This is a genomic window from Alcanivorax sp. HI0044, from assembly GCF_001634945.1.
The window spans coordinates 1-728 of record NZ_LWEZ01000351.1; the positions used below are offsets into that span (position 1 = coordinate 1).

The 728-nt window shown below is 56.3% G+C and carries 1 protein-coding gene; it reads left to right on the top strand.

All coding sequences use genetic code 11. The features are described 5' to 3' along the window. Window positions 1-728, top strand: a 728-nt coding sequence (locus A3730_RS04300) for a type II secretion system F family protein (protein WP_231883844.1), incomplete at both ends; no start/stop codon positions are given.

The following is a 728-nucleotide window of genomic DNA, read 5'->3' on the forward strand; positions in this document are numbered from 1 at the left end:
CGTGAATAATCTGCTGCTGGCCGTGTCGATAGTGTTGGTGGCGATCGCCTTGNGGTTGCTGTTGTTCAAGGCCCGTGAATGGGAAATGCGAGCGCGGGTTCATGCGCGACTGAACGATACCTCAGGCGCTCACACAGAAAGCGATGATGGCGGTTTCTGGTTGTGGCGTTTGTCCGGAGCGCTGACCGAGTCGTCCCTTGCCGCCAGTGACTATGAGGATATTCGCGTTGCGCTGAAAGGCATGGGCAAAACCCGGGAACAATCCCAGGTTATTTACCTGTTGTCTTGCTGGTTTTTGCCGGTGTTCGTGGCAATCATTGGATTTGTTTTCTTTGGCGCTCTGGGTGGTCTGGTGGCGTCCGCTGGTGGTTTTATCCTNCCGCGTAGAATGATTCGCACCATGGGGGCGCAGGCAGAAATGCGCCAGAATCTGGAGGCGGTGGAGCTGTGCCACCTGACGCGAATGTTGATGGAAGCGGGGCTCTCTCTGGAACGGGTGCTGCGCATTATCGGCGTGCAGGGGCGGCCCTTGTTGCCGATTCTGATTACCCGTATCGACCGCTTTAACCGACTGATGAAATCCGGCGCAGAGCGCAGCCAGGCCCTGGAGGAATTGGGGGAGAACAAACGGATTCCGGTATTGCGCAGCTACGTGGTATTGATGAAACAGAGCAGTCAGTTGGGCTCGGGTGTGTCACACAGTCTCGAGCAGATTATTGAAGAAGCGC